This window comes from Carnobacterium sp. (genome assembly GCF_040274425.1).
Genome location: NZ_JBEMBC010000048.1, coordinates 1 through 20,394, shown reverse-complemented (window position 1 = coordinate 20,394; position 20,394 = coordinate 1). Strand labels below are relative to the sequence as shown.

Below are 20,394 nucleotides of genomic sequence, written 5' to 3'. Positions count from 1 at the left end.
GGTTTGTAATACAATAATTGTATAATCAGATGCTAATAATGCTGAATCTGTATAGGTACTTAATGTAGGTGGGACGTCTATCAAAATAAAATCATAATCATCTTTAATTTTTTCAATTAGTCCTTTTAGAAAAGTAACTCGTTTTAACTGGCTATTGGGAAATTTCTTTTCTAAAAATAAAGGAAAAGACGTAAAGTCAGCGAAGCTAGGAAGCAAATATAAATTGTCTTTTATTTCGATGATGATATCAGACAAATCCTCATCAGCTATAGCAGACATTAAGGTTTTATCAAAAGTAACGATATTATTTGTAATTCTTTGTTTAGTATGTAAATACAAAGATGTTGCATTGGCTTGAGGATCTAAATCAGCCAACAATGTCTTGTACCCCAATTTAGATAACATGTAAGCCATCATTGCACTATTTGTGGTCTTTCCTGTTCCACCTTTAAAATTACCATATGTTATTACTTTAGCCATACTACCCCTCTTTTCTAATTCGTCTACAAATCTACATGTTGTATTATATAGTTAATATACCATGCTGTATATAGATGTCAAACGTTATCAAAAAAAACACGTCTACAAATCTACATGTAGACAAATCTACAAATCTACAAATCTACATGTAGACAAATCTACAAATCTACAAATCTACATGTAGACACATCTACAACTAGGAATCCTTTTAGGACAACGGTTTCAAGACTTATGTAGACGCATCTACAAGTCTACAAATCTACATGTAGACAAATCTACAAGTCTACAAATCTACATGTAGACACATCTACATAAAAACCTTATATTGCTTATAAAATAAGGTTTTACAAAAAAAAAATTGTGTAGTAAATTTAGATTAATTCAAAAGTAATAATATAATTAAATAAAAAAAAAGCCCCGTAGACGGCAATCTACGAGACAACTAAATTCAATGTTTTGTACTACTATTATATCAACTATTTAAACTGTTGGCAATTAGTAGTGGCTTTTTTACCAACACAGGAGCCAAGCTGTGTGCGTGACAGCATTTAAGTAGACAGGTTAAGCATACGCCGCTGCAATAAGGAATGCTAGGAACAATCAAATAGGGTCGCTATATCCTCTATTGTTCTGAATGGTGACCACGACCGATTTGAACTGGTGGGGGCGGTAATCCAGGTCTGATTCAGGCTGGTAGCTTAAAACAATACTCTTAGGGTGGATTTTAAGAGGGTTTTAAGCGTGTTGAGACAACAACACCGACGATATAGCATGTGAAGCAGGCTCCGACTCGATCCGAGGCTAGAACATATATAATAGACACATTCGTACTCTAGTTCAGCTTAAATATATTTTAGGCTTTGCTAGGGTACAACTATGCTCATCTCACCAATTTCTCTCACCTCGGCTAGCAAATGAGAAACCTTAGGTCAATAGATATTATCCAAAATAAGTATATTAATTATAGTATATATGGAATACAGATAAGTGATTAGAAAGGTAGAATAATATGAATTTTGAAGAAATAATAGAATACAAATTAATTCCCATTGAGGATGAAGAAAATATTTTTTACAAAGTAAGTGATAGTAACTTAAAGAAAATTATTGAGTTGTATTACTCTAGTAAAAAAAATGTTAAAGCTATAGTAGCAGACTATAAGTTACCATTAACAAATATGTCTATGTTTTCGAAAAGTTTACCCTATTACTATATGGATAAACAATGTCCTTATGATGATACATATCTAACTGTACAACTACCTAGTAAATCAGGATTACAAACATACTCACCAGATGGAATTTGTTTAGTCTGCGAACACAAAGAGTATTCAACTAATAATTTTGCAAATAAAAGATGTGATTGTTTAAATTGTGAAAAAAAACAAGTAATAGAAAAAAAGAAAGTTATAAAAGTTCTAAGTGAGGTTTACAGTGATCCAATAGAATTAAAAGAGCTCAGTATAATGGATAGAATACATATAGCAGCGTTACTTCAAATCGTAGATATAGACTATAATGATTTAATTCCGCCATTTCGTATGTATAGTGAAGTTAATAATAATTTTTCTGACAGTGTATTGAGTGAATTATTAGATAAAAATTTACTTGAAATATCTGATCAAAATTCAATTGATATATTTTCAAATATTACAGAATCATCTTTTTCCTATAATAGACAAGAATCTTACTTATCATTAAATATTTATGATGAACATTATGATAAAGAAGAACTTTTTGAATTACTTAGAACTGGGACTGGAATAGAAATAAAAGATGTTGAAGAGCTGGTTTCTATTTGGAGAGAATTTGCAAAAAAAGAACTTTATAAATTGTTTAAATTTCAAATGAAAGAATTAAAATTTACTAGAGAACTGGATCATACGGAGAAAGAAAAAAAGATATTGAATGCATTTGACAGATGGCTTGAATTTTATTCTCCTTCACAAATATACGCTATTTTGTATAAGGTTATTAGAGATGCTGATAATATTAGAACTTCAGGTAAAATGGGGAACTATTCTTATAATGAAATTGCTTTTATTGAAAAACTAGCAGATCAAATGATTATTAAATACGAGAAAGAAGAGTGGGAGATAAAAAGCTATAATTATCCTTTTAAGTTAGAAGTTGATCTTCAAACAGCTATCTTTTTTTCAAAAGTGGCAAAAGAAAAAAATTGGTTTAATGAAATAGCCCCCACCTCAGAAAAAGTAATAAAAGAAGAGATAGATGATAATATGACTATTGTAAAAAATTATTCTGAGTATATAAACGAAATTGAAATACAAAAAGGAGATGCGTTCTTAACTTCAACACTTGAGGATGCTGTATACTATTATCTAAGTCCCATTGGATTGATTATTCACGATAGCAATATAGAATGTTTATTTGCTACTCGAAAGTCTTTAGTTGATTATGCAACATTTTTAGAAACGAATGGTAAAATAGATAATAATATAAAAGCAGCAACTATTGAGGAAAAAATTAGTTATAATTCTGGTTTTTATGTAAATGGTAGTTATTCTTCTCAATTAATTTATCATGCTATTAGTAAATTAATTGAAGGGCAAGTTCAATTAATGGAAGAGTCAGAAAAATATTAATATTTGAATCTATTTTTAGCTTAGTTACAATTCTAATAATTGAGTATCTTTGATTTAAAAGGTACTTTAAAAAAGAGTATGGTTAAAATGAGGGTAGTAATCTAGTTAGTCTTTAATAGGTTGTAACAAAAATAGTAAGTAGAGAATTTAAACAAGTTAGAAAAGAGAGTCCATAAATTTCAATAAATATAGTGTATTTAGATAACGGAGATGGATGTTTAGATTTTTCTAGTGGGATTTCCGCATCTTTTATTAAAAGAAATTACACACAAATATAGAAGCAGCAAATCTTGTTATAATAATATTTGCTGCTTCTATTATTATAAATTATGGTTTTTGGCACTATCAATCCTATTTTTTTCGTTGTTTGCGTCTAAAACCTTCTCTTTATGTGCTGTCTTTTTCGGTTGTTGGTTCGAAAAAAGAGGGGCTTATCCAAAAAAAAAAGCCGCTTACTTTTAGCGGCTTTTTCCCTTTTTATTGCGTAGATAAAAAGCTAAAAAACATCCGAATGTGTCCCCGTTCGGATAAAAGAGACAAGATTTTGAGAAGGGTAAAATTTATAAATTAATAGCCAATCGCTATTGCGTCCAGCAATATGACACTCCCAACAATCGAGATAATCTTTTGTCGGCTCTAAGAGATGAGCGCGGTATTCTTCTTCAGGTAAGGGCACTTCTTCAACGATCATTTGCATAACCGTTTTGAGTTTTTCAAGATTAGCACTTCGTTTCTTTAGTCGTTTAAGGTCTTTTTTGAATTTGGTTGTCTGTTTCATTTCTAACATACCAACTAATCTCCTAAAGCATCTTTAAAAAGATCGTCAACAGAAGTGTAGCGTTTTCCAGTTCCATTTTGGACCATTTCATCAGATTCCTTGATTGCTGCAAGGGTTTCGGTATTGAATTTTGCTTGTTTTGGTTGAAAGGGTAGACCATTTTCTGCGATTACTTGCCTGAAAAAGACGTTAATAGCTGTACTCGTGTCCATACCTAGGTTATTTAAAACGGCTACGGCCTGACTTTTAACGGTTTCGTCAATACGCACTTGTATGACCGCTTTTTTTTGTTTTGTTTCCATTTAAATCGCCTCCTTATTAATGATAATTATACGCTAATGTAATGCAGATGTAAACACATTGTAGTTCGTTTTTGTTTCGTGTATTGATTTTTTTGATTCATAATTTAGTTGGTTATATAGTTTTGATAACTTTGATTATGTTAGCTAGGGAAATTAAGTAATTATTTATTATCCAAGTAACGCAAGCTAAGAACTATCGTATAAGGTCAAAAAAGTCGCTCTGCTCCATTTTCAGTGAAGAAACGGGGGGATTTGTGAGATGTTTTAGTAGAAACGCTTAAAAGATTGTTTATTTACGATTCAAACGAGTAAAGTGCTCACTTCGTTCGTGCAGGGCAAGCCTTACAATACCCAAAAGCGTTTAATAATCAAAATTAAGAGGTTTTAAGTGTTTTTATATGCTATTGTAACCTTTGTAAGAAATTTAAGGTCGTTCACAATCACAATATGAAGGAGAATAAGTATTTTGCAAATTTTAATCGTAATAGTTATTATAGTAGTTTTATTAGCATTTTTATTGTCATTATGGCCTTTTATATTAGGATTTATAGGTATTTATATCATACATAGAATAATTCGAAATATAAGGAAAAATAGATATTTTAATAGTGAAGAATTTATTCAACATACATCCAAAATTGAGGCTACTGTTATTGAGTATAATGAAATTTCAGAATATATAAATAATATTCCAAAGAATAATCAATTTATACCTACGAACAATGCGAAGGATCATTCACATTTAGTAACCTTCGAAAATACTAGTAATCATAAATATGTCCGTGATAGAAATGAGAAATCCATAAATACTGGTAATATTTACTCAACGTCCTTACAAGTCGTTAGGAAAGCGTCTGAGGAACCAATAAAATATTTATGTAAATATTTTGATATAAAAGCTACTCAAAATAATTTAGATCAGTTACAAGAAATAGGAAATGATATTTCCAGAATGGAAAATACTATTGAAAACCTTCAGTTAAGACAAAAAGAAATTGAAGATAATCTTAATCCTCCTAAATTCATTTTGAAACACTACCATAAAGAATTAATGAGTAAGATAGGTGTAAATATTCCTCCAATTGAACTTAAATATGCTCAATATATATTTGAATATGTAAGTGCTGGAGGAAATAGTTCTCAAAAATCAGTTATTGATTTTAACGGACCAACAATTGAAGCTACATCAGAATATATTGTAGAAAAAATAAAATACAAGAACAGTGCTAAAGGACAGAGAGCGTTAATGACAAGATCTCTTCGTACAGTTATTAAAGAAAGAGATGATTACACGTGTCAGATGTGCACAGCAGCTGTAAAAGATCAAAATTTATTGCTATTAGAAATTGATCATATTATTCCAGTTTCCAAAGGTGGAATGTCTACTCTTGATAATTTACAGACACTTTGTTGGAAATGTAACAGAACAAAATCGAATAAAATACTTTAAATAAAAAAGATGAAACAGAGGAAATAAATCCTTTGTTTCATCTTTTTTGTTTTTCTTAGTCTATACTTTATATTTTGAAGTTACGTTTTTTCTGATTTTGTTTAGATACTAAACAAAAAGGGCACACTTATACACGATGAATTATGTTGTGTGAAAAAGCGCTCCACAATTTTAAAAATTCAAAAAAAATTGTAACGAAAATAAATTGAGATTCAGGTGCCTAATTCGCAAGAAATGCATTATTTTAAAAGTTTCAAAACCTACATATACCAAATTTTACGGAGTTTCAATTATGCTTATGTACTTGTGTGTATGATTTTCAGTTTTTTTTCTCGTGTTGTTAAACAATAAAAATAAAAAAGTAGGGATCAAAAAAATTGGCCAAAGACACTATAAGTTTTTCTCCTTTCGAAAAACTTATCTTAAAAATATTTCATATATTCATTCTATCAAAAGTGGTAAACATACAAATAAAAAAACGCTTGTAATGTTTATCATACAAAGATACACTTATGACTACATCATAGTCAGCCGTTAATCTAATTATTTATTAACTAAAAATTGGCTTTTATATGAAAAATAATGAATTTGGAGGAAAAAAAATGGCTAGTAATAATTTAGCACTATTAAATTCAATCTTAGAGGAATATCATGCAGAAAACCCTATAGGATTAGACGAAAGCTTTGAACGTTTTGTTTCAGAAATGTTTTTCAAAAAATACGATTTCTCAGATGAAGAAGTTGCTGGCGGGCTCGTTGGTGGGAAAAAAGATTGGGGAACAGATGGGGTCTATATTGTTTTCAATGATAGAAATATCTCAGATGTTGAAGATATTGATTTTGATAATTTAGCTAAAAATTTTGATATTCATCTCTTTATTTTCCAATTCAAAAATAAAACTTCCTTTGAAGAAAATGTTATTAATAAATTTAATACAGGCTATAAATATTTTGTAGATCTTGATAAGGTTCTACCTGAAATTAGTAGTGGTATTTCGCAAGATATAATAGACAAGATCACACTGTTCAGAGAAGCAGTAACTAAATCAGCTTCTAAGTATCCTAATGTGAAAATAACATTTATACACGCAAGCAGAGGCGATTCGGCACCTATATTGGCTGAAAAATCCCAAAATTATGCTTACAAACAAAAAATTAGCGATTTAGTACAAGATGTTGAAAAATTTAGCTTGGGAGCCTCAACTAAATGTGAATATTTGCTATTAGGAGTAGAGGAATTAAAAAAATTAAATCAATATGAAAAATCATACACTGGAAGTTTAAAGCAAAATGAAAATCCTATCTATGTAGAATATGGTGAGGAAAAAAATAAACAAAAAGGTTATATTGCTACTACTACTTTAAAAGATTACTTTGATTTCTTAGTAGAAGAAGATGATAAAGGAAATGTAACTTTAAAAGAACATCTATTTGAATCAAATATTAGAGATTATCAAAATAAAACAGAAGTTAACAAATCAATAGAAACTACTTTGAGTAACCCTCTTATCACTCAAGATTTCTGGTGGCTAAATAATGGAATAACGATTTTAGCTGACGTAGGATCGTTAACTGGGAAAACTTTTTCTTTAGAAAACATTCAAATCGTTAATGGTTTACAAACGTCATACTCTATTTACAATGCTTTTAAAAATAACAAAGCAGCTTTAATGAATGATGAAAGAACAATTTTTTGTAAAATTATTATTACTGAAGAAGAAGAATCAAGAGATGCGATAATTAAAGCAACTAACTCCCAAAATGCAGTTTCACCTTCCCTTTTAAGATCAACCGATAATATCCAACGAGATATTGAACAATATTTTCAAATGAATAATTTTTATTATGATCGGCGTAAAAATTATTACAAAAATAAAGGAAAAGATACAAAAAGAATAATCAGTATAAATTACTTAGCACAAGCATTAACAGCTATTTTAAAGAGTAGTCCCTCTAGAGCTAGAACTAGTCCGACTGTATTAACAAAAAAAGATGACGATTATAAAAGTTTATTTAATACAGCTACTAGCATAGAAGTATATTTACATGTAGTTTTAATTAGAAAAAAAATGGAAGAATATTTGACTACTAGTTTTGTTGCAACAGATGATATAGATGAATACATTAAAAAATATTTCAAATTACACTTAACAAGAATTTTAGCAAGTCTACTTACTAAAACCTATAAAGTTAGCGCTAAAGACATAAGTAACTTAACTCCAGAAATAATTAATGGAGCATCTGATGTTAAGTTAAAAAAATCAATCGAAATATTAAAAATAATAATCCAAGAAAATCCCAGTGATTCATCTAATATGGCTAATTTCTCTAAGACAGAAAAGTCTGCTAGGTTAATTGATAGTCAAGTGAAAGTATTTTTATCTCCTGAAAAAGTTAAATAAGTATTTATAGAAAAGACCTGGAATATTTATATTCCAGGTCTTTTCTATAAATATATTTGATTAGTTTACACTTTTTTGTTTAAATTTAGCTAAAAGAAGTGCTACGGAACTAGACAAAATTCAAGATGTATATGCAGAAAAAGAAGGCAGAGCCACTAAAGCATTTATTTTAAACCAAGAAATTTATTACTTAACATTATAGTTTTAATTATAAATATCTTTTTCTAACTATTATTTTTTGAACTCTAACTTAAGCTGTTTCAAGTTAGAGTAAGCCTACTTTAATATACCGAGGTCGGTTCCAAGGTTAAATATAAAAGATAGCTTAAGTATATTAAAATCAAAAAAACATGGTATATATACGTTTTTAAGTTTCAACGGCTAAATAAAGATAATTAAATTAAAAGTATAATTAAGCTAAAATAATGTTCCCATAAAAGTATCATAGTCAGGACTTTCCATGTCTAAATCTTCATACATACTTTTTATTAAATTATGCAAATACATCTTATGAGTGTCACTATTAGAGTATTTTGAAGTAAAATCTTTATAAAGATTTTTATAGTTTTCTATTACTGTTTTATTGTTAATAAATGCTATATTTACCTGATTTAGAGCTTTTGCAAAAGGTGGTATAGCTTCAGCAACCTGAGCTTTTTCCTCTGGTGTACCTACATCTAATAACGCAAGCCTATATGCTTGTAAGTTAACTAATATTTCTAATTTCATTTTTCTTAGCTCATCTTTTTTATGCTTTTTATCAGAAAACCAACTTTGAAATACTCCACCTGCTAATGTTAGAAAGCCACCTAGTAATATTGGCGTTATAGTGATCCATTCCATTAAAGAATCTCCTTTCTCCTTTTTGTAAAAAATAAGCTATGATTCATTTTATCATTTCATAGCCTCTAAAGTATAAACTAATAATTTATTTAAATATATTTTCTATGTATTAATAGATACATGAAATTACATATCTTCATTCTTTTTTTTTAATTAAACAAAGCCTATTTTATCTTTGTTATACTAAAAATAACAGATGATCGCTATATAAATTCTTAATGTAATATTATTATGATCATTAATGATTTCTAAACATTGGAGGTTAATTTATTATGGACAAAAAAATTAAACTAATCATTTTAGCAATAGTATCTTTTATTATTTTCGCTATAACTATGTTTTATGGCGAGAACTCAGTATGGATTATGATGATCTCGTTAATAAGTTTTGTGACATTTCTACTTTCAGTACATCACATTTTTCTTAATGTTAAAACAAAATCAGATTCCAATACATAAAGGCATGTGTTTTGAACCTTGTTTTAACAAGGTTCTTTTTTTATTAATCAGACGCAATGGTTATGTTAATAAGAGCATTTAAAGCAACAGTACAAACGTTGCGTTATCGTTGCTTTGTTTAAAAGAAAAGAAATGATACGTTATATCTTAGGAGGTCATTATGGATATTTCTAATAAACTGAAACTAAAAGAAAGGAATTAAATCTTACACAACAACAAGTCGCAGATAAAGTATTTGTTACACGGCAAACAATTTCTAAATGGGAATTAGGAAAAAGCCAACCTGATTTGATCAGCCTAAAACTGTTAGATAATCTATTCAACTTATCTGACCTTGAAGATAAAGGAACAAACTATTCGAAAGGAGTTTTTGAAATGAATCAAAAATTGTCATTGAAAGATGTTCTTTTCACACTACTATTTGGAGTATTATTTTTACCCGTTCGATTCCTATATACGTTAAATCAACAGCATAAAGGTTCTAAGGTGCTAAGATTCCTAGTAAAACCTGTTCTACTTTCACTGTTTTTACTATACATTGGAACTTTAAACTTAAAAGCGCTTATTGTTGTTATAGCAGTTACACTATTTTTCTATTATCTTATGACTATTTATTATTCAGAAGATTAGCCAGTTTTTTTAAAAATTATTTAAGATACATGAAATTGCTTAAAATTATGTATCTAAAACCTTAAATTAATAAGGTTCGTTTTTCAGTTCAAAAAGTTATCAACTCTATTCTAGAATTAGTTATCGTCAATTTGATCGAAAAGGATTCCTGGCATTCCTAGAATTCCAATGACAACTAACGAAACGATTCAAGAATGAATTTCCATTAACTTTCTTTGTTTTTTTCACTATATCTCCACTCCATTTTTTGTTAAATGGATTTGAATTAAAACCGTAATAATGACACAATAAGAGTATAGAATATAAAAAAGGAGCTAGATATGATGGGAAATGAGTCGAAACGACTTGTACATGATTTATATAATAACCTCGTTCAGTCTAATACAGGCGAAGAAATGGAAGACATTAAAGAAGTTCTATTGAAAGTATATAAAAGACTGAATGACTCTAAGGAAAATCCTCCTCTGATTAATCGTCTAATCAATTTTATTTATTTTAAAGCCTTTACTGAAAAATTAATATTTAGTGAAGAGCAAGATGAACTAATTAGACAATTAAGTGGAATTGGGCAAAAAGCTGGATTGAATGGTTCTTATCGAGCTAACTATGGAGATAAATCACAGTTCTAAAAGGCACATGAAATTACATACACTACTTTATGTATTAATATAATTCACAAAAATTATATAGTGTTTTAGTGATAACTGGAATAATAAAAAAGGAGGAGAAAAATAGTTTGAAAAATAGTTTTTTTACTTGGGTATGTATACTGACCGTATTTTTTTCACTTGTACTCTCAAATGATAATAGTGAAAACATAAAAATTATATTTATCGCTTTTTATATATTAACCATGCTTGCATTTCTTTCACTTTATTTTGAAGTTCGTAAGCACAATGATAGATAATAAAATAGAGCTACTTTTACATACAGAATGCTAGCATAAAGCCAAAAAAACGACGAGCTTGTATTTCACCCCCGTTGGAGTATACATAGAGTTATGCTTAATGAAAAGAAATTTAAATTTACTACAAATAATTAACTAAATAAAAAGATTGATTTTACAAGATTCAACATACACTGTTCTAAGCAATTTCATGTATTGAAAGAAGTCTAGGTAACATTTACTTATATTACTAATTAAGATATCATGTCCAAAAAAAAATCAAATAAAGTGTTACTAGTACTATCTAGTTTTCACAACAGCCACGTGCGATAGCCAGACCCTAGTAGTTATTCTTAAGAGCTATTAAAAACAGAAAAACTAATAAATGAAACGGACTGTCTAAGACTAGATATAAGTAAATGTTGAAAAAAATCATGGAGCAAGCAATTTATAAGTTAAAGGGCAGAAAAACAGCATTTAAAAGATAATTAAGTACGTTTTAAGAGGTTTTAAAGCAAAAGGCGCGCCTTTTTATCCAGATAAATGTTGGAGTGTCTTATAAGACGTTATTTTAAAGAATACGAGCAGTTGAAAGGAATTAAATTTAAAATGAAAAATAGTATTAAAAAAGAAGAGTATAACATAACTTTTTTATATGGCAGTGTTTTGTTCCTTGTAGGGCTAATTGGGATGATTTTCCCTGCAACAGCTAAATATATTGTCTCTTTTTGTTTCATTTATGGCGGTTCATCTTTACTGGTTGGATTACTTTATTTCGTCACAAATAGAAATGAAGTTAAAAGCAAAGAAAACGAAAAGCTAAAATAAGATCCACTTTTTTTTAGTTGTTACATTGCTTGATTATTTTTTATTTGCAGCTCTATTAACTAAATAGAATTTAGGTTGTTTAAAAATTTTTTTCATCTAAAAAATTAACCTCCTAAGATTTTTCTATAATTTTTTTTATTATGAATCAAACTATCAGCTAGTACAAATTAAGAATTTATGCAGCAGCGTTAGAATAAAAGTGGCGCCAGATTCGCAAAAAATGATGTTTTTTTAACTTTTCAAAAAGCCTTCATACCAGTGGTTACAGAGGTTTAATGTATACATTTGTAATATGTTTTAGGTGTTTTTTTGCTTTCTTTTTACAGGAAAATAAAAAAAGCAGAGGTCAAATTATTTTTTGATCCCTACTTTTTCATTTTTATTTATGTAATTATTTTTCTGGAAAATTATATAAAGAGACTCTAGGTTTTGTCGATTATTTTCAAAATCAATACATGAAATTGCTTAGAACAGTGTATCTAGAAATTTGTATTAACAAGGTTCTTTAATTTTTTTATATTTAATCAAAGTAGAACAACTCTTCAAATTTTTTATCTAAAGCGATACATAATATCAATGCTAATTTTGCTGTAGGAACAAACACACATCTCTCTATTGAACCAATCGTATTTCTAGAAACGCCGATCATATCTGCGAGTTGTTGTTGAGAAAGCCCTAATTCTCTACGGGTGTCCTTTAAATGATTTTTCAGTACTAAATCTGTATCTTCTGAATAATTTTTATCTTGTTTACTCATATTGTTTCGATCACATACCAAACTAAGAACGCAATTCCAATAAAACCAGTAACAATACCATATACCAAGGTATCTTTTTCTTTCGTTTGCTTATAACGATTAAAGCTATGAAAAGATAAAAAAGATAATGGGATTGCACCAGTATCTCCAAACGGCAAATCCATATATATTTTATAGATAGTTATAAGCATGATTAACATAACCATAGCAAAGAAACCTTTCTCATCACTCATATTATTGATATGGTCGTTACCTTCATCGCTCTTTTCATTTCGGTAACTGTTTAATATCTTTTCTTTTTTCATAATTATCCTCCTTTTATAATGACAAGTTTATTTGTCTGAATAAATAATAGCGTAGACAAACAAACTTGTCAATGTTGCTCTTTATTTGAACAATCTTTTGATACATGAAATTAGATAGAATCGTGTATCCATAAACTAATTAAATTATTTGTAAATACAACAGCATGTAGAAATGGTGTTGGAAAATGTTCAGCTAATATTTTTCTGAACTATTTAGTTGACACTTACAAAAGACAATATGGCAATAAAGAATATAATATCATTAATAGTTGTTGACTGTGATACTATATTCTAATAGATCAATCACTATATTTTACATAAGGAGATGTTACAGTGGGAAAAAAAATAAAACGTTTAATTATGAAAAAGTCATGGAATCAATTTGAAAAATTCGAGTTAGATTTTCATGATAAAGTAACAATTTTAACTGGAAAAAATGGAGTTGGAAAAAGTACCTTGCTTAGAATGATTGCGCGAACTTTTTCATCTGAACAGCCAAATGAAGTTTATAATGGCATGACATCGCTAAGTATCTCTGAATTAAAAAAAATAGCAGATATCCTATCAAAAAAAACAATAAATCAGAACGGTGCGTATTATAATTTTGATTTATCAGCTGACAAAATACCTTCAATCTTTTTAGAGAGTATAAAAAGACAAGAGCTTGATTTTGAGACAATAACTCATATAGAATTTGAAGATGCTATTGTCAAGTTAGAGCTACCTATAGAGTCTATAAATAATAATACTTGGAATTATGATTTCAATTTAGAAATAAAAAAAGATGGGGAAAATTCATGGGAATATTATAGTGCTAAGTATGGGTATGGTAACGTACAGGAGAATGTATATGATCCAGGTATTTCTATTAGTTCTCATAAAAGTCCCTATATCTATTCTAAAATTGGATACATACCAAATGGTTTTTGGAAAAAAGAAGTTAGTTTTTCTCAATATTTAGCGTCAGCAAACTATCAACATAATATAACAAATTCAGTACCAGAGATTCGCAACCCTCACGAAGTTATAAAACAATCCATTATTTCAATGATACTATTCAGTGCAGATAGTTCTCACGTTACAGAAAATAAGGAAATTAAAGAAGAAACAGAAAGATTTATTCGTTTATTGAAATTAGTTTTACCAGAGGAAATCGGTTTTAATAATATTGTTATAGATAGAAGTACCGGTGAAATTATTTTTGAAACTGAAACAGGAAGATTTTTATTGGATTCCTTATCAGGAGGAATGGGTGCAATAATTGATATAGTTTGGCAGTTATTTATGGCGGTTCCCATAGATGGAGATTATTTTGTATTAATAGATGAACTTGAAAACCATCTTCATCCATCTATGCAAAGAGATATCTTACCTAAGTTATGCAAAGCCTTTCCTAACGTCCAATTTATCATTTCAACACACAGTCCATTTATAGTAAATTCAGTAGAGGATTCATTTATTTATATATTAGATCATAATGAAAATAAAAAAGTTGAATTAAAAAAAATAGAAGACTATAAATATGATTTAGCTAAATCAAATGATGATATACTATACAATATATTAGACGTTCCAACAACATTACCGATTTGGGCAGAAAAGAAATTTTCTAAAATATTAGCTAAATATAAAAATACAAATCTTTCTAATGAACAATTTAGTAATTTACAGACAGATATGAAAGATGCAAATATTGAATCGTTATTATCTGATTTAATTTTTGATATCAATAATGAAGGTGAGTCAAATGACTAAAATTATAAAAGAAACAATCCCTGAGTCATTGAGATTACACTCAGAAAAATGGACAAATCAGTTATTAGAACAGTACATACAAAATGATAATGATTCTTCAAAAGTTAATAAAACTCTTTTTTCAAAGTATAATAAAGATGATGTGAAAGCTGCTTTAATTAAAGAAAGTTTTAGTAAATGTATGTATTGTGACACTAAAATTGGTGTAGCTGAGTATGGAAATATCGAACACATTAAGCCTAAAAAAATAAATCCAGAACTAACATTTAAATGGGAAAATTTAGGATGGTGTTGTGTAGTTTGTAATACAAAAAAAGGTCAATCCGAACTATTGAATCCTTATGAAATAGATTTTGAGGATAAATTAACAGTTACTTTTTCTCTTTTGCTTACAGAAATGTTTACTGAAGATTATGATGCTAAGCTTTTTATATCAACTTTAGATTTAAATAGCAGAGCAGATTTAGTTGCAAAAAGGTGTCAAGAGTGTTCTAATTTTGAATTTAAATTAAGTAAAATGAAAAAAATGTACGAAAATAATGATCCTAATATAGACATATATGTACAGATAATGAAAAATGAATTCAAAGAAGATAAAGAATATTACATGTTTAAAAAAACTATATTTAGACGATTTACTAAGTTTAATGAAATTCAATTAGAAACAGTCTAAGTATAAAAATTATATTGGTTTATAATAAGTCACCTAATTAAACTTAAATTTTAAAGGAGGTATTTATTGTGGCAGGAGGACCAAATTATAAAATAAATAATGATGATACTTGTGAAGAAGCTCTGATTACAATTTACCAAGTAGAAAATGATGATCTAGAAGAAGTAATTGGAAAATTAGCTAAAAAAAATAATCTTGTAATCGATACAAAAAAGAAACATGAATCAGCTGCTATTGGTGATTTAGCTGGCTTGTCATTGGAAATAACTAATATTTTAAATCATCCTACTTTTATAGCGGTACTTAATTTTGCAGCTGCAGTCCCTATAGGGAAATTTTTATTCTCAATTGTTAGTAACGCTCTAAAAAAAGGCAAAAGTTTTAAACTTTCTGATAATGGAATTGGATATATTGCAAAATTTTTAAATAAAGATAAAGTATCTGAAAAGAATTTAGAAGTTATCGGACCGTTCTCTATTTCAAATCCTAACTCTACCCTTGATAATCTGGTGGATATAAACATTTCTGGATTAGATAAAATTTTTGGTGTATTGATAGCATTTAAGTTTGAAAAAAGTGAAAAAAGTAATCAAACGAATTGGGAAATTTATAATAACCAGGGAAAATTAATTCTTTCTTGGGAAACATATGAGGATAAATAACATGTGGCTTTTTACTAAAGAAGAATATGATAATTTGAAGAGAGAGCATCTGAAAAAAAAAAATAAAACTCCTAAAGGATTTGTATCAGTAAAATATGATTTGCCTTTTACTCTACCATTAAGAGATTTAGAGCGTTCGTTATTTAGATATGAAGAGCAGGATATAGTAATGATGACTAGATTTAAAACTCGTGACGAAAAATCTCAAAAGTACTATCCTTTTTTGCCAATTGCTTATACAGAAACTGAAATTGTAATATGTCATTATGAACACATAGAAGCTGAAAAATCTGAAAAAAAAATGCATGAAGCTGTTGACTTAACATTTGATTTTTTGCAACATTTTATTGATTCTTTAATTGTTAAACTAGATCCTCCTGGGATACAGAGAATATCAAGGCAAGATTTGCCAGCTGCGTTTCCAGTCTCTGTTATAAGATCTACTAATTTTAAACCTCATTCAATCGAAATTTCAATGGTAGTAAATCCACATGGTAATCACGTTCTTAAATCACAGAAAAGATTAACAAGTAAACAACTTAATAGTTTAATAGGATTTGTAAATGAAACAAATAAAACTTCAAGTGAATTTGTAACTTCTATTTTGTATATGAGGGAAAGTAAAAGTTATTTAACAAAAGGACATTACAATAGCGCTATAATTCATCTTCAAACTTCTATTGAAATATTTATGTATACAGTTTATCGTTTGATATTAATCAACAAAGAAAAACTTTCAGAAGAAATAATAGAAAAGAAATTAAAAACCAATTACAATAATCTTCTAACTACTAATTTATCAAATTTTTTTTCAGATATAGGATATACTTTTAACTTTGACAAAAAAGACGATCCTTCTAACCTTTTAAATGACTATAAAGAAAAAGTCTACATGATAAGAAATAAAATTGCTCATGAAGGATATAGGTGTTCTGAAAATGAAGCTAATCAAGCTTTTACGGTAGGTAAAGAAGTTTTACAAAACATTACTGATGAGATAAACCAGTCAGATTTAAAAAAATATATATTCCAAGAGGGAATAAATATTGAATCACGAACATTTCTTTATGACTAAGAATTTACTGAATGGAGCGCTTAATAGTATGTCTCAATAAAGTTTACTATTTCTTTTAAATTATTTTAATACATGAAATTCTATAAAAACGTGTATCAAGAATCTTAATAAATTAAGGCTCGTTTAGGTAATCATAATCTAATCTTGCTGTTTGTTACGTAGATAATAAATATAAATATAGGGTATAAGAACACAAATAAAACAGATTCCGCTTACGATTAATCCGTTTATTGGATCAGATTTACCTGTGAATGGTACAAAAATTCCAACTGCAATAGAAATAAGTGCAATAATAACAATGGAAATAATGAGGCTTCTTTTAGGAGATTTCTTACGAGCTTCATGATCTACACTAATGTCCATAGAGAATAATGCTAATGCAGTAGTCGAAATGATAAAAACAAGCCATAGTGGGCTTTCGTGCATTACTTCTGATCCTCTAGTAATCCAGTCATAACCTAATATACCTAAGATACCTAGAGTTTGAATAGCATATGCGTTTCTGATATTTTTTAGGTTCTTTAATATTAAACGTTCATCTGTAATTTTTTTCATTTTATATCAGTCCCTTTCTTTCCAGAATAGTTCATCTAGTGTTTTATTGACTGCGTGGCAGATATTAAGACATAGTTTTAAAGAGGGATTATATTTGCCTTTTTCAATTAAACTAATCGTTTGACGAGTGACGTCTACTTTTTCAGCTAATTGTTGCTGCGTTAAATTAACCTGAATACGCGCAATTTTTATTCTATTATCCACGAATATTATTGACCTCCTTTATCATCTCTTATAGGGATAGTGTAACATATAAAAAACATTATTCAATATATATATTACATATTTTGCAATCTTAATCCTTTGTTTAAACATATAAGTTAATACATGAAATTAGATAGAATCATGTATCATGGACCTTGATTAATCGGGGTTCTTTTTTTTATTTTTAGGGCTTTAATAGGATAGATAAGAGACTAAAAGTTTTCCTCTATTTTTGACAGTAGACTTATAATAAACAAGTATATTAATGTATTAGCTGAAATGTAAAATACTTTTAGAGTAACTATAGCATGACTATAAATACCTTTGATAGTATAGTTTATAATTAGTCATTATAGTAAAAATGAAAGGAGATTATATGGAAATACAAACGATATTAAAACAAAAAAGAAATGAACTTCAACTAACACAGGAAAATGTTGCAGAAAAAATTCATGTTTCAAGACAAACAATTTCCAACTGGGAAAATGGACGTAACCTCCCTGATCTCAGTAGCCTTATTTTAATTAGTGAGGTATATGCCATTTCTTTAGACGAACTTATTAAAGGAGCTCCTAAAATGGTCAAACAATTAGATAAAAAAATAAAAAGAGGACATTATTTTATTGGTGTATTGATTTTAAGTAGCTTATTCATTGCATTAACTCTTTTTTATTTCATCAGTCCAGGTGAACTTAGTGCAACACTCGTATTCTTCGGAACAATCATTATCGTATTTTTGTTAGCTCTCCTTTTAATATTAATGGGAATAACATCCATACTAAAAACTCTACAAGACAATCATTAAGAGATGTCCTATAGAGTTTTTAATCATTCAAATTAAATTAAGTACTTAGATATAATTTTTAATGATTCATAAATAGATAAGGAGGTTTTTTTAGTGGGGTATGGTTTGTTCATTATTTTTTTACTTTTTATTGTTATTATATTTACAAAAAAAAATAAACGGTAAGTTTGAAATGAACTGAGGTTATTCTTTTTAATACACCAATTTACATATAGTCATGTATTTCAAACCTTGATTTGTTGAGGTTGTTTATGCATCTCTGTGGAATCCAAACATGTTATAGTCCACCACATTTTACGTCATGAAGTATGGTTTCTGTGTGGCTTAAAAAGGACAGAGAGAGCAGACACAGTAAAGGTCGAAATCACGGTCTTTTTAAATGACTAACTCTATGATACACTTTAAAAATATAATTTTATAAGGGGTGAACTAAATGTCTATAGCCTAATTTGCCAGCAAGGTAAATAGCTCTGTTGGCAAACACTTTCAAAGAAAATGTAATTTTATTAACAACATTTGAAGGGTGGAACCAACATGAAGAATAATATTAAAGATCTTAACGAAAACAAAGAAATAGAAAGTATTATAAAAATTTGGCTTAATTCTAATCTAGAAGCTCATAACTTTATTCCAGCTGATTATTGGCACGAAAATTATGATGAAGTAAAAAGACTGCTACCTCAATCTGATTTAAGAGTATATCAAAAAAATGAAAACCCCATTGGCTTCATAGGTATTATGGATGGATTTATTGCAGGAATTTTTGTGGACAGTGATTACCGTTCTCAAGGGATAGGACTTGCTCTTTTAGAAGATGCAAAAAATAGATATAACAGTTTATCATTAGAAGTCTACGAGAAAAATCAAGGTGCTGTTAGATTTTATCAAAGAAATGGATTTGAAATCATTTCTTCTGAAATAGATGTTATTAATAAAGAGATTGAATATCACATGACTTGGAATAAAAACAACTCTTTTTAATTAGATTAAAAACTCATTTAAAATATTATAGTCGTTGATTTTATAAGGATAGAGTGTATTTTAAACTCTATCCTTTTTTGTATATTTCAGTCAAATTTAAAAATAGCATATCTATCCTCTATAAAGTCTTTTTGACGTTTTTTTCACTCTAAATATAATTCAACACACGAAATTATATAAAATAATGTATGAAGAACCTTATTAAATTAGAACTATTTTTTCTAATATTATAATTAATAATTTCTATTACATAGAGAAAGAAAAGCATAAACGATTAAACCAGAAGAATATCTATTTTATTTTGTTTAATCATACAGTAACATTAAGTTTGCTTTTCTTCCCCTTAATATAAAAGCCATATTCTAGAAGGAAGGCTAGAAGTAATAACGTGTTTTTAGTGGTCCGGTCACTCGCTATTCTTTGAAAAGCTAATGGAAAATTTTTTTTGAAGCTATTTTTTTTATGTAATACATTAATTAAAAAAGAAAAGTCTAGCTATAACTATCAATACCGGACATATTGTTGAGGGCTTTTTTACTTTGTTATATAAGCAGGATAAATTGAATAATCCATTTGAATTGTATACTGGTTAAACATTGATTTCTTTTATAACATAGAACCTTCTATCTTTAGAAACGCCTTTCCACGCAATTATGGTAAGCAATTCGTCATCTAAATCTTTAACGGTCTTACTTTCATCATTATAAAAATCAAATAGAGTGTCTACATATTGATCATATTCCTCTAAGTATATTTTTATGAGTTCTTTGAATTGACTATCGACTTCATTATCTGTCAAGTTAGTCGTATATCCTTCTGGCATATTTAATTCAAATATTTCGGTAAGGAAAGTTTCCCAAAATGTACCGTTTATTGCTCTATCCTCAATGTTTTCTAAAAAATATATGTGTTTTGCCCAATAATCTCTAGCATAATTATATAATGCGTCTTCTTTATCAG

At 28.3% G+C, this 20,394-nt stretch carries 21 protein-coding genes; 12 read left to right on the top strand and 9 right to left on the bottom strand.

Annotated features, from left to right (window positions below):
* Positions 1 to 480 (bottom strand): ParA family protein (locus ABS911_RS09890; protein ID WP_350467446.1); only part of this gene is annotated, 480 nt, incomplete at its 3' end.
* Positions 481 to 1,489: 1,009 nt separating this feature from the next.
* On the opposite strand from ABS911_RS09890, the gene ABS911_RS09885 reads away from it, so the two are divergent.
* Entirely contained in the window at positions 1,490 to 3,085 is a 1,596-nt protein-coding gene (locus tag ABS911_RS09885; protein WP_350467445.1) for a hypothetical protein, read from the top strand.
* A gap of 496 nt (positions 3,086 to 3,581) precedes the next feature.
* On the opposite strand, the gene ABS911_RS09880 is transcribed toward ABS911_RS09885, so the two are convergent.
* Together ABS911_RS09880 and ABS911_RS09875 are read right to left on the bottom strand one after the other, a co-directional pair.
* On the bottom strand, positions 3,582 to 3,863 hold the full coding sequence (locus tag ABS911_RS09880; protein ID WP_350467444.1) for a type II toxin-antitoxin system mRNA interferase toxin, RelE/StbE family: 282 nt from the start codon (positions 3,861 to 3,863) through the stop codon (positions 3,582 to 3,584).
* Positions 3,864 to 3,877: 14 nt separating this feature from the next.
* A complete protein-coding gene (locus ABS911_RS09875) occupies positions 3,878 to 4,165 on the bottom strand; it encodes a type II toxin-antitoxin system RelB/DinJ family antitoxin (protein ID WP_350467443.1) in 288 nt (95 codons plus the stop codon).
* 466 nt (positions 4,166 to 4,631) lie between these two features.
* On the opposite strand from ABS911_RS09875, the gene ABS911_RS09870 reads away from it, so the two are divergent.
* Together ABS911_RS09870 and ABS911_RS09865 are read left to right on the top strand one after the other, a co-directional pair.
* A complete protein-coding gene (locus ABS911_RS09870) occupies positions 4,632 to 5,615 on the top strand; it encodes an HNH endonuclease (protein ID WP_350467442.1) in 984 nt (327 codons plus the stop codon).
* Between the two features lie 602 nt (positions 5,616 to 6,217).
* Positions 6,218 to 8,017 carry an AIPR family protein gene (locus tag ABS911_RS09865; protein ID WP_350467441.1) on the top strand — a complete coding sequence of 600 codons (1,800 nt, stop codon included), beginning with the start codon at positions 6,218 to 6,220 and terminating at the stop codon, positions 8,015 to 8,017.
* 417 nt (positions 8,018 to 8,434) lie between these two features.
* Here the strand turns inward: ABS911_RS09865 and ABS911_RS09860 are convergent, their stop codons facing one another.
* A complete protein-coding gene (locus ABS911_RS09860; protein ID WP_350467440.1) occupies positions 8,435 to 8,860 on the bottom strand; it encodes a DUF6680 family protein in 426 nt (141 codons plus the stop codon).
* 833 nt (positions 8,861 to 9,693) lie between these two features.
* Here ABS911_RS09860 and ABS911_RS09855 point away from each other — a divergent pair.
* The 3 genes from ABS911_RS09855 to ABS911_RS09845 all read left to right on the top strand — a co-directional run bounded on the left by ABS911_RS09855 (position 9,694) and on the right by ABS911_RS09845 (position 11,662).
* Positions 9,694 to 9,948 carry a hypothetical protein gene (locus tag ABS911_RS09855; RefSeq protein WP_350467439.1) on the top strand — a complete coding sequence of 85 codons (255 nt, stop codon included), beginning with the start codon at positions 9,694 to 9,696 and terminating at the stop codon, positions 9,946 to 9,948.
* Between the two features lie 323 nt (positions 9,949 to 10,271).
* Complete coding sequence (locus tag ABS911_RS09850) at positions 10,272 to 10,577, top strand: bacteriocin immunity protein (protein WP_350467438.1); 306 nt, start codon at positions 10,272 to 10,274, stop codon at positions 10,575 to 10,577.
* Between the two features lie 866 nt (positions 10,578 to 11,443).
* The gene (locus ABS911_RS09845) at positions 11,444 to 11,662 is read left to right on the top strand and encodes a hypothetical protein (RefSeq protein ID WP_350467437.1); all 219 of its coding nucleotides are present in this window, start codon (positions 11,444 to 11,446) and stop codon (positions 11,660 to 11,662) included.
* Between the two features lie 520 nt (positions 11,663 to 12,182).
* On the opposite strand, the gene ABS911_RS09840 is transcribed toward ABS911_RS09845, so the two are convergent.
* Positions 12,183 to 12,419: a helix-turn-helix transcriptional regulator gene (locus ABS911_RS09840; RefSeq protein WP_350467436.1), complete on the bottom strand. Its 237-nt coding sequence runs from the start codon at positions 12,417 to 12,419 to the stop codon at positions 12,183 to 12,185.
* A complete protein-coding gene (locus tag ABS911_RS09835; protein WP_350467435.1) occupies positions 12,416 to 12,724 on the bottom strand; it encodes a DUF6442 family protein in 309 nt (102 codons plus the stop codon). Before ABS911_RS09835 ends, ABS911_RS09840 begins: the two co-directional genes overlap by 4 nt.
* A 333-nt stretch (positions 12,725 to 13,057) precedes the next feature.
* Here ABS911_RS09835 and ABS911_RS09830 point away from each other — a divergent pair, with 333 nt between their 5' ends.
* The 4 genes from ABS911_RS09830 to ABS911_RS09815 all read left to right on the top strand — a co-directional run bounded on the left by ABS911_RS09830 (position 13,058) and on the right by ABS911_RS09815 (position 16,889).
* The gene (locus tag ABS911_RS09830; RefSeq protein WP_350467434.1) at positions 13,058 to 14,479 is read left to right on the top strand and encodes an AAA family ATPase; all 1,422 of its coding nucleotides are present in this window, start codon (positions 13,058 to 13,060) and stop codon (positions 14,477 to 14,479) included.
* Positions 14,472 to 15,152, top strand: coding sequence for an HNH endonuclease (locus ABS911_RS09825; RefSeq protein WP_350467433.1), 681 nt, complete (start codon positions 14,472 to 14,474; stop codon positions 15,150 to 15,152). The genes ABS911_RS09830 and ABS911_RS09825 overlap by 8 nt, the downstream gene beginning before the upstream one ends.
* 68 nt (positions 15,153 to 15,220) lie before the next feature.
* Positions 15,221 to 15,814: a hypothetical protein gene (locus ABS911_RS09820; RefSeq protein WP_350467432.1), complete on the top strand. Its 594-nt coding sequence runs from the start codon at positions 15,221 to 15,223 to the stop codon at positions 15,812 to 15,814.
* Position 15,815: 1 nt separating this feature from the next.
* Positions 15,816 to 16,889, top strand: a complete 1,074-nt coding sequence (locus tag ABS911_RS09815; RefSeq protein WP_350467431.1) for a hypothetical protein — start codon at positions 15,816 to 15,818, stop codon at positions 16,887 to 16,889.
* 138 nt (positions 16,890 to 17,027) lie between these two features.
* Here the strand turns inward: ABS911_RS09815 and ABS911_RS09810 are convergent, their stop codons facing one another.
* A complete protein-coding gene (locus ABS911_RS09810) occupies positions 17,028 to 17,444 on the bottom strand; it encodes a hypothetical protein (RefSeq protein WP_350467430.1) in 417 nt (138 codons plus the stop codon).
* A gap of 6 nt (positions 17,445 to 17,450) precedes the next feature.
* Positions 17,451 to 17,648 (bottom strand): helix-turn-helix transcriptional regulator, encoded by a 198-nt coding sequence (locus ABS911_RS09805; RefSeq protein WP_350467429.1) that lies wholly within the window; start codon positions 17,646 to 17,648, stop codon positions 17,451 to 17,453.
* A gap of 376 nt (positions 17,649 to 18,024) precedes the next feature.
* On the opposite strand from ABS911_RS09805, the gene ABS911_RS09800 reads away from it, so the two are divergent.
* Together ABS911_RS09800 and ABS911_RS09795 are read left to right on the top strand one after the other, a co-directional pair.
* Positions 18,025 to 18,453, top strand: a complete 429-nt coding sequence (locus tag ABS911_RS09800; protein WP_350467428.1) for a helix-turn-helix domain-containing protein — start codon at positions 18,025 to 18,027, stop codon at positions 18,451 to 18,453.
* A 534-nt stretch (positions 18,454 to 18,987) separates the two neighbouring features.
* The gene (locus tag ABS911_RS09795; protein ID WP_350467427.1) at positions 18,988 to 19,434 is read left to right on the top strand and encodes a GNAT family N-acetyltransferase; all 447 of its coding nucleotides are present in this window, start codon (positions 18,988 to 18,990) and stop codon (positions 19,432 to 19,434) included.
* A gap of 589 nt (positions 19,435 to 20,023) precedes the next feature.
* Here the strand turns inward: ABS911_RS09795 and ABS911_RS09790 are convergent.
* Positions 20,024 to 20,394 (bottom strand): hypothetical protein (locus tag ABS911_RS09790; RefSeq protein ID WP_350467426.1); only part of this gene is annotated, 371 nt, incomplete at its 5' end.